This window comes from Acinetobacter rongchengensis (genome assembly GCF_003611475.1).
Lineage (GTDB): Bacteria > Pseudomonadota > Gammaproteobacteria > Pseudomonadales > Moraxellaceae > Acinetobacter > Acinetobacter rongchengensis.
The window spans coordinates 24,063-33,332 of sequence record NZ_RAXT01000036.1 but is presented as its reverse complement, the minus strand read 5'-3'; the positions used below and the strand labels follow the sequence as shown (position 1 = coordinate 33,332).

7 protein-coding genes are annotated in these 9,270 nt (G+C 35.0%); 6 read left to right on the top strand and 1 reads right to left on the bottom strand.

Going from position 1 to position 9,270, the window contains the following annotated elements; all coding sequences use genetic code 11:
* Nucleotides 1-157 precede the first annotated feature (157 nt).
* Both D7V20_RS13850 and D7V20_RS13845 read left to right on the top strand, forming a co-directional pair.
* Nucleotides 158-556: a hypothetical protein gene (locus D7V20_RS13850; protein WP_120384777.1), complete on the top strand. Its 399-nt coding sequence runs from the start codon at nucleotides 158-160 to the stop codon at nucleotides 554-556.
* A gap of 70 nt (nucleotides 557-626) precedes the next feature.
* Complete coding sequence (locus D7V20_RS13845) at nucleotides 627-1,058, top strand: hypothetical protein (protein ID WP_120384776.1); 432 nt, start codon at nucleotides 627-629, stop codon at nucleotides 1,056-1,058.
* A gap of 217 nt (nucleotides 1,059-1,275) precedes the next feature.
* Here D7V20_RS13845 and D7V20_RS13840 read toward each other — a convergent pair whose 3' ends face one another.
* Nucleotides 1,276-1,758, bottom strand: a complete 483-nt coding sequence (locus D7V20_RS13840; RefSeq protein ID WP_120384775.1) for a winged helix-turn-helix transcriptional regulator — start codon at nucleotides 1,756-1,758, stop codon at nucleotides 1,276-1,278.
* A gap of 369 nt (nucleotides 1,759-2,127) precedes the next feature.
* On the opposite strand from D7V20_RS13840, the gene D7V20_RS13835 reads away from it, so the two are divergent.
* The 4 genes from D7V20_RS13835 to D7V20_RS13820 all read left to right on the top strand — a co-directional run bounded on the left by D7V20_RS13835 (nucleotide 2,128) and on the right by D7V20_RS13820 (nucleotide 9,053).
* Nucleotides 2,128-4,332 carry an OsmC domain/YcaO domain-containing protein gene (locus D7V20_RS13835; RefSeq protein WP_120384774.1) on the top strand — a complete coding sequence of 735 codons (2,205 nt, stop codon included), beginning with the start codon at nucleotides 2,128-2,130 and terminating at the stop codon, nucleotides 4,330-4,332.
* A 441-nt stretch (nucleotides 4,333-4,773) separates the two neighbouring features.
* Nucleotides 4,774-5,640, top strand: a complete 867-nt coding sequence (gene hchA / locus D7V20_RS13830; protein ID WP_120384773.1) for a glyoxalase III HchA — start codon at nucleotides 4,774-4,776, stop codon at nucleotides 5,638-5,640.
* Between the two features lie 171 nt (nucleotides 5,641-5,811).
* Nucleotides 5,812-6,555 carry a PA1136 family autoinducer-binding transcriptional regulator gene (locus D7V20_RS13825; RefSeq protein WP_120384772.1) on the top strand — a complete coding sequence of 248 codons (744 nt, stop codon included), beginning with the start codon at nucleotides 5,812-5,814 and terminating at the stop codon, nucleotides 6,553-6,555.
* A 293-nt stretch (nucleotides 6,556-6,848) separates the two neighbouring features.
* Complete coding sequence (locus tag D7V20_RS13820) at nucleotides 6,849-9,053, top strand: TonB-dependent siderophore receptor (RefSeq protein WP_120384771.1); 2,205 nt, start codon at nucleotides 6,849-6,851, stop codon at nucleotides 9,051-9,053.
* Nucleotides 9,054-9,270: the final 217 nt, after the last annotated feature.

Below are 9,270 nucleotides of genomic sequence, written 5' to 3'. Positions count from 1 at the left end.
TTGTACTTTTTACTATATTTTTTGGATTTTTTAGTGCGTAAAATTTATAGGATAATTAGAATTTTTTTTAGTATTAGGGGGAGTAAGGTAGTTGTGGTAAAATTGTGGGGTAAAGAATTTTATAATATTAAAATGAAGAAATTAAGAGTATATTTTAATGAGTGTTAAAGATTATTTAGTTCTTAGTTCTATTATTTGTATTATCTTTTTTGCTATTTTTCATCAGTTAGCCTCAAGGATAATAACTAAATCACCTGATTTGAGGGGAAAGCTATATGGGTTTGATTTTTTTGAAAAAAGGTCAATAGATATACCTAATATTCAAGCTATAATGTCAGTTGTCACTGTTGTTAATATTCAATATTTTTTGTATGCAAAAAAAAACCCTAAATATGTTTTTTTTAAAAATAGGAAGCATCCACTATTCCCTAATTTAGATACAAGTGTGGCAATATATATTGTCAATAAGTATAAAAAACTAAATTTATACATTAGTTTGCAAGCAATTTTTGGTATTTTATTTTTATTTTTGGGATGCATGTTTTTATTTTATTGATTTTGAATTTTTATTATGGAAGTGAGGTAAACTATTTTTGAATAAAAAACACATAATAATGAGGGTTTAGATGGCTGAAAACTATTATTGGTTAAAGATAATATTTGCGTTGGTTGGCTCAATTTTTTTGGTTAACTACATTGTTTCAATGATTGCAAGTTATAAGTATGTACAAAAAAATTTAAGTTCTATATGTAATTTATTTTTTGGTGATCCTAATTATTATAAAAAATTAGATTGGTCAAATCATTTTTTAATTGAAATGACGGTAGGAATGATTGCAGTTTTGAGATTTAGAGAATTAAGTATATTAAAAAGAGAAAAAGTTTTTTCAAAAGGACGTTTACCTTTTGCGCCAAACATAAATGATCATACTATGGTTGATTTATTTAAAGAGCATGGTATTTGGTATAAAACCGTTGTGAAAACTATTATTTTTTCAGTTGTATGTTTATTAATTTTGGTTTCAATTTCTGTATTTATAAAAACTAAATTGACATAATAGACAAACAAATTACAGATGCAAACATCAGTTAGCCGCAAGCATAATAACTAAATCACCTGATTTGATGGAAAAGCTATATGAGGTTGATTTATTTGAAAAAAATCAATAGATATACCTAATATCCAAGCTATAATGTCAGTTGTCACCGTTGTTAATATTCAATATTTTTTGTATGCAAATTTAAGGATTAAACTTTCATAGTCTGTGTACAATTTTAAGCCTCTTTAACCTTCTCCGCATTAAAAACAGATAAACCTTTACCTATTTCAACTTTGACTTGTTTAGGGTTTAAAGGCTCAGAACACTCGGAGCAAACCATCACTGGGTGGAATTTATGGCCACATGTTTTATGGATACAATCTACGGGTGCTCCCTGACCTTTATCCATATAGGTATCGCCCCAATGAATAATACTCATCAAAATAGGGTAGAGGTCCAAACCTTTTTGCGTTAAACGATACTCAAAACGTTTTTGTGTTTCGGTATACGGCGCTTTATATAAAATTTCTTCTTCAACTAAAGTATTCAATCGTGCTGTTAAAACATGGCGAGTTACACCTAAGTTTTTATGAAAATCGTCAAATCTACGAATCCCTAAAAAAGCATTACGGATAATCATCATTGACCAAGTGTCGCCAATCACCGACAAGGTGCGCGCGACTGAACAAGGTTGATTGCCTATATCTGCTATTTTCATGGAAATAAGTGTTTCCTAATCAAATTTAAAAACCATCTTTAAAAACCATCTTTAAAAATACTAATTGAAAGCAAATGACTTGTATAGCTGTAAAACAAATGAAGCTCTGAAAGTGCTTATTCAGACGTCATTGAAAATCAGAAAATGATTGGAATTGTGCAAAAATACACGCAGAAGTTATCAACTGGACAAAATCACTCTATAATACGGCCAATCTTTTATTAAGTCAGTCTCTCAACATCATCATTACTGTTTGATGAATGACTTTATTTACTTTAAATCAATTTCTGCTCCGTGATTCGGCTGATTGATTAATATTTTGAATTTTATGTGTTTAATGCTTACACATAAGAATACTTAGGTGCCAGCATGGAAATCAAAGTTAACTATCTCGACAATCTTCGCCAAGAAGCCAAGTTCGATGATTTTACGGTCATCGCCGACCAGCCGATCCGTTATAAAGGTGATGGCTCAGCACCGGGGCCATTTGACTATTTCCTCGCTTCATCTGCATTGTGTGCAGCTTACTTTGTGAAAGTGTATTGTGCTGCGCGAAATATCCCAACAGACAATATTCGTCTATCACAAAACAATATTGTAGATCCTGAAAATCGTTATAAGCAGATTTTTAAAATTCAGGTTGAATTACCTACAGATATCTCAGACAAAGATCGCCAAGGTATTTTACGTTCGATTGATCGTTGTACCGTTAAAAAAGTGATTCAAACGGGTCCTGAATTTATTATTGAAGAAGTTGAAAGTATCGATGCCGATGCCCAAGCTTTACTCATGCCGAATTTAGCTTCTGAAAGTAGTACTTTTATTGCAGGTAAAGATTTACCTCTAGAAGAAACCATTGCCAATATGTCAGGTATTTTGGCAAATTTAGGGATGAAGATTGAAATCTCTTCATGGCGTAATATTGTGCCAAATGTGTGGTCATTACACATTCGTGATGCTCAATCTCCAATGTGTTTTACCAACGGTAAAGGCTCGACCAAAGAAAGCGCTTTGGCTTCTGCACTAGGCGAGTTTATTGAACGTTTAAACTGTAACTTTTTCTATAATGATCAGTTTTGGGGTCAAGAGATTGCAAATGCTGAATTTGTACATTATCCAGATGAAAAGTGGTTTAAACCAGGTCCAAATGGTGAATTACCAAAAGAAATTTTGGATGAATATACTTTAGACATTTATAACCCTGATGATGAGCTACTGGGTACACATTTATACGACACCAACTCAGGAAATACTGAGCGTGGCATTTGTTCATTGCCTTTTGTACGTCAGTCAGATGGTGAAGTTGTCTATTTTCCATCAAATTTGATTGAAAATTTATACCTCAGTAATGGTATGAGTGCAGGAAATACCTTAGCAGAAGCACAAGTTCAGTGTTTATCTGAAATTTTTGAACGTGCCGTAAAACGTGAAATCTTAGAAGGTGAGATCACATTACCCGATGTACCTGAAGCAGTTTTGGCAAAATACCCAAGTATTGTTGAGGGGATCAAAGGCTTAGAGGAACAAGGCTTTCCTGTCTTGGTTAAAGATGCCTCTTTAGGTGGTCAATACCCAGTGATGTGTGTCACCTTAATGAACCCGCGTACAGGTGGTGTTTTTGCATCATTTGGTGCTCACCCAAAATTAGAAGTTGCATTAGAACGTAGCTTAACGGAATTGTTACAAGGTCGTAGTTTTGAAGGTTTAAACGATTTACCAAAACCGACATTCAGTAGCAATGCTGTCACTGAACCCAATAATTTTGTTGAACATTTTATTGATTCAAGCGGTGTGGTGTCTTGGCGTTTCTTTAGTGCTCAGTCCGATTATGCGTTTGTAGAATGGGATTTCACCAGTGAAGGTGAGCATGCCAATGCTGAAGAAGCTGCAACCATGTTTGCTATTCTTGAAGAGATGGGCAAAGAAGTTTACATGGCGGTGTATCAGCACTTGGGCGCTACAGCTTGTCGTATTTTAGTGCCTGATTATTCTGAAATTTATTTAGTTGAAGATTTGATTTGGGACAATACCAATAAGGCATTGGCATTCCGTGAAGACATTCTAAATTTACATCGTTTAGATGATGAGCAACTTGAAGCTTTAGTTGAACGTCTTGAAGAACTGGAAGTTGATGATTATACCGATATTGTGACTTTGATTGGCATTGAGTTTGATGACAATACGGTGTGGGGACAACTGACCATTCTCGAATTGAAATTATTGATTTACATTGCTTTGCAAGCGTTCGAAGAAGCCAAAGAGCTTGTAGAAACATTCTTACAATACAACACCAATACCGTTGAACGTGGTTTGTTCTATCAATGTATGAATGTGGTGCTTGAAGTTGAATTAGACGATGATTTGGATCTGAATGATTATGAAGTCAATTTCCGTCGTATGTTTGGTGATGAACGTATGGATGCCGTGATTGGCTCAATGGAAGGTAGTATTCGTTTCTATGGTTTAACTGAAACCAATATGCAACTTGAAGGCTTAGAGCGTCATTTACGTTTAATTGAAAGTTATAAGAAACTTCATGCAGCGCGTGCTAAAGCTGTAAGCTTAGCAAGCTAGTTTCGCATGCCGTAAATGCATAGTTTATTTACATAATTTAACAGAGTAGATCACGATATACAGCATGTAAACCTTTATATGCTGTATATAAGTGACTGATTTATTTTGAAAAAGACAAAACGATAGATGAGCTGATGCTGGTTTTATTGATTCGCATTATAAAATAGACTGAAATTATTCAAATGTGATTATTCTTATTTCTTATAAAAATATTTAAATAACATAAACTTAAGTAAAATTGTCAAACAAGTATTGTCCTCATAATCACGTGCTTAATCACAGTAAAATATCAAGTAACCAATAAACAACATTTCAAGTGATAAATCTGTAGAAATAAGGGCTTTCCCTTATTTAAATCAATTCTCTAACTCGCATATACTGCTGTGTGTGGTTCAATACATTTAGTAAAAATCATGAGACAAAAATCACTGGAGTATAATAATGAGTGAACTCAGTAAAGCACCTACACCTGATATAGCTGAAGATAATGCTTTTTTTCCATCACCTTATTCTTTAAGTCAATATACGTCTTCAAAGACTGATTACGACGGTACGACGTATCCAAATCCATATAAAGGCAATAAAAAAATATTGATGATTGCTACGGATGAGCGATATATCTTGATGCAAAATGAAAAGTTCTTCTCAACAGGAAATCACCCAGTTGAAATGTTGCTTCCTGTATTTCATTTGGATAATGCGGGTTTTGAATTTGATATTGCAACCCTGTCAGGTAACCCTGTTAAGCTTGAAATGTGGGCAATGCCACATGAAGAAAAAGTGGTTGTAGATACCTATGCAAAATATGCAGAGCAACTGAAAAATCCATTAAAACTGGATGATATTTTAGAAAATGCATTGAGCAAAGACTCACCTTATGCAGGGGTATTTATCCCGGGTGGTCATGGTGTACTTGCAAAAATCCCTGAAAGTAAAAGCGTTAAAAAAGTATTGCAATGGGCTTTAAGCCACGATAAATATGTCATTACACTTTGTCATGGCCCAGCTTCTTTACTTGCTGCTGCTGTGGATGAAGCACCTGAAAATTATATTTTTAAAGGTTATGAACTTTGTGTATTCCCAGATGCCCTTGATAAAGGGCCAAATATTGAAATCGGTTATATGCCAGGTCAGTTACAATGGTTAGTGGGTGAAAATTTAGAGAAATTAGGTGTAAAGATTCTCAATAAAGGCATTACAGGGCAGGTTCATAAAGACAGAAAGCTTTTAACTGGTGACAGTCCTTTAGCGTCTCATAACTTAGGTAAATTAGCTGCTGAAACATTACTGGCAGATACAACACTTTAATACGATAAAATTTATAAAAAAATAGTCACTTGCATAGTGGCTATTTTTTATTGGTAATCGAAATATGATTTGAAATTTTATATATTATTTCTAAGTTCTGTTGCGATTTTATAAATGGCTTACTTTCTAAGCCAAAAAGTCAACTGACCAAAAATAATCGAGAAAAGCGGTATGAAAATTCTGAATCAACATCAATTTGCTGAATTATTCTTTCAAACAACGCATCAACTTAGACAAGCCTGTGAACTGGATAATATCTTTGATGTTATTGTGGAATTTGCAGAAAAGTTGAATTTTGATCGAATCATTATATGTAGTGTTTCACCGCACAATAGAAATGAATTCATTGACGAAATCTTTTTTACCTATGGGGATTGGGGCGATCAAAGTAATCTTGATGAGCGCGAAACGTATTTACGGCGTTGTCCAATTAGTCGCCATATTTTTGAATATGATGAACCCTTCTTTTGGGCGAAAACATTAAACAAAGAAAAAAGCAAAGAAAGCTATCGTATTATTAAAAATGTTAAAGATTTAGCTGAAGTGAATGGTGTTCAAATTCCTATTTTTGGACGTACAGGCTTAGAGGGTGCAATTTCTTTTGCGGGTGAAATTGTTGATATGAGTGCAGATTTCAGCTCGATTTTACAGGCTGTTTCTACTGTAGCATTTCGTCAAATTCAACATAAAAAAGACCTTCATTCGATTCAAAACAATGGTTTTCTAACCGTGCGAGAAAAAGAGGTATTGAAATGGACTGCAATCGGTCATAAGCATTCCGACATTGCAGATATTCTAAAAATTTCAACACGAACGGTTGAAAATCATTTACGCAATATCAGAAAACGACTGGGTGCAAAATCTACAGCTCAGGCCATTTCTTCTGCTTTAATCCGTAGAGAAATTGAATTATGACTTTTGATTCGTATTTTAAAGTATCGTGAATTGCCATGATTCATACTTACATGACTCATACTTAAAAGTTATAGCAATGCTTCTCGGTCAATTTTGAGTTGATGCGCTAAGTTGAATTTATGTGTTGTGTTCAATTAATGACGCTAAATGATCTGCATGGCTGCTTAAATGGAGATTATCTTTAAAAAAGCTTAAATATATTGTAGAAATACTTGTCCAATCCAAGAAAATTGTGAATACTCATGCCGCAAAATTCAGGCTGTAAGATTATCTTTTGGGGTTAGGTATCTACTGTGAAAACGTATCCATTTTCATTTTCTCGTTTACAAAAAGCATTACTGGCGGTTGGTTCATTTTCATATCTAGGGCTAACGCCAGTATGGGTGCATGCTGAAACTGAAAATGTGACTCAACAACTTCCAACGATCATCGTCACCGCTCAAAAACCACCAATCACTGATTCACAGACTAAAGTGAATTTATCAGGTTTTACTCAGCAAAATCTGGCTGAAATCCCTGCATCTATCAGCACAATAACAGCCGATCTTATAGCAGATCAGCATGCTAAAACCCTAACTGACGTTGTTAAAAATGATGCAGCAGTTGGTGAAGGCTATGCACCTATTGGCTATTACTCAAACTTTATCATGCGCGGATTTAGCTTAAATGCAGGATCAAGTTATTTACTGAACGGTAATTTGCTACGCGGTGAGCAAAATGTAGCACTTGAAAACAAAGAGCAAGTTGAAATTTTAAAGGGTATTAGTGCCATTCAAAGTGGTATGTCAACGCCGGGTGGTGTGGTCAACTATGTAAGCAAACGTCCCAAAGACATTACGTCTATCACAGCTGAAGTAGATAGTCATGGTGGCAATCGTTTAGCGACTGACTTAGGTGGTTGGCTAGGGAAAGATCAACAGTTTGGTTATCGCGTGAATGCAGCTTATGAAGACATTCACTCGTATGTTGAGCATGCAGATGGAAAACGTTTATTTGGTTCTTTAGCACTAGACTGGAAAATTTCAGATCGTTCAAAATTAGAATTTGATATTGAATCACAACGTCAACAACAACGTTCAGTACCCGGTTATCAGTTACTTGATGGTAAAACTGTGCCTACTGGCGTTGAGTGGGATCGTTTGCTTGGCTACCAAAGCTGGAGTAAACCAGTTACTAATCAAAGTTTAAATGCCAGCTTAAAATATATTTACCAAATCAATGACAATTGGACGACCCATCTGACCGCTTCGCAAAGTCGTGTAATTGTAGATGATTATTCAGCTTTTGCATGGGGATGTTATAGCAGTGTCTGCCAAACTTCGGGATTAGGTAATACTTTTGACCAAAATGGTAACTACGATATTTATGATTTCCGCAGTCCAGATGACAGCTATCTCACCAACCAATTTAAAAGCAGTTTAAATGGTCAATTCAACACAGGGACATGGCGACATCATCTGAGTTTAGAGCTATCACATGCTTATAAACGCCATGCTCAATATGTTGCGATTAATCAACTGATTGGAACTGGAAATATTGAAAATGACCCAATCACTTACACACCTGTAGAGCAAACTTTAGGCAATCATTACAAATCATTGGATAGCCAACAAACCGCTTTAAACTTACTCGACCAAATTGATTTTAATAATGCTTGGTCTACTGTGGTAGGCGGTAAGTTATTGCATTTAAATGAAAATGCCTATGATGAAAATGCAAACAGCATTCGAGATACAAATTTTAATCGCTTCTTACCACAGTTTGCAGTGATGTATAAACCTTGGGAACAGACGCATCTCTATGTTTCTTATGCAAAAGGTTTGAGTGATGGTGGTCAAGCACCGTGGTTTGCCTATGGCAATCCAGATAAAGGCATCGAAGGCAATGCTTACGCAACTTTAGCACCGATACATTCGACGCAATATGAGCTAGGTGTTAAACAACAATGGCAAGGGCTATTGTTTACAGCAGCGTTGTTTGATTTGAAACAAGATCATCAGTATACCAACGCTGACAATTATTTCTTGACTGAAGGTGAACAACATAACTTCGGCTTAGAACTTGGTTTGCAAGGGAAATTAACCCAGAATCTAGATGTCAGCTCAAGTTTGGCCTTGATTCGTTCACGTTTAAAAGATCTACAAGTAGATGAATATGGAGGACATCAAACTCAAAATGTGCCTAAAGTGCGTTTTGCGAGTCATTTGTCTTACCACGTGCCACAAGTAGAAGGGCTGCGTTTATTGGCAGGCATGCAATATAGCAGTAGTAAAAATGCCAATAAATCAGGCACAGCTCAAGTATCAGGCTATAGTGTGTTTGATGCAGGGGCTGCTTATCATTTTCGTGCTTATGGTTATGACAATACGCTTCGCTTTAACGTTGATAATGTGTTCAATAAGAAATATTGGCGTGATGTAGGCAGCTACTTTGGCGACGATTATTTATTTCTTGGTACACCACGTACAGCACAATTGTCGTGGACGATGGATTTCTAAGGTAAATATTCATTGTGATCAAATAAAGCCATATTATCGATAAATTATTTAAAAAAGCGCTTTTATATTTTGTATTGACTATCAGTACTTTATAAATGAAAGTGCTTTTTTATTATTTTCCACGCCGAAATAGATGATTTATACAATTGAATCACGACGAAGACAAGTTTTTGATTTTCATTTAAAAAATTATTTTATAGAATACTCAGCTCAGCTT

What these genes read in the sequence shown, in the direction of transcription:
- D7V20_RS13825 (WP_120384772.1), top strand. Translation starts at nt 5,812, where the DNA reads ATGAAAATTCTGAATCAACATCAATTTGCTGAATTATTCTTTCAAACA.
- hchA (WP_120384773.1), top strand. Translation starts at nt 4,774, where the DNA reads ATGAGTGAACTCAGTAAAGCACCTACACCTGATATAGCTGAAGATAAT.
- D7V20_RS13850 (WP_120384777.1), top strand. Translation starts at nt 158, where the DNA reads ATGAGTGTTAAAGATTATTTAGTTCTTAGTTCTATTATTTGTATTATC.
- D7V20_RS13840 (WP_120384775.1), bottom strand. Translation starts at nt 1,758, where the DNA reads ATGAAAATAGCAGATATAGGCAATCAACCTTGTTCAGTCGCGCGCACC.
- D7V20_RS13845 (WP_120384776.1), top strand. Translation starts at nt 627, where the DNA reads ATGGCTGAAAACTATTATTGGTTAAAGATAATATTTGCGTTGGTTGGC.
- D7V20_RS13835 (WP_120384774.1), top strand. Translation starts at nt 2,128, where the DNA reads ATGGAAATCAAAGTTAACTATCTCGACAATCTTCGCCAAGAAGCCAAG.